The sequence below is a fragment of the Parendozoicomonas verongulae genome (assembly GCF_009711465.1).
In the GTDB taxonomy this organism is placed as follows: domain Bacteria; phylum Pseudomonadota; class Gammaproteobacteria; order Pseudomonadales; family Endozoicomonadaceae; genus Sansalvadorimonas; species Sansalvadorimonas verongulae.
In genome coordinates, this window is the sequence record NZ_SMME01000550.1 from 754 (window position 1) to 1,015 (window position 262).

The window sequence follows — 262 nt, forward strand, 5'->3', positions numbered from 1 at the left end:
CTGCAATGGAAGACAAGAGTAGATCTCTTCACATTAGTCAGTTGAGGCCATTAGATGTGATATCAACAGGCGGCATTACCATATACCCTGCAGACAGCACATCTATCCATCCCCTGGCCGTTGAAACAGGTGCCACAACATGGATCAGGGATAAGGCAAGCATCTGTTATGTGCTTCCAGGTGAGGAAGGTCTCCGTCACATCCACTGCTCCCCCCTGCCTTCGGGAGGCCCGCTTGCTTCCCGGCTTCCGCATTTCAATAC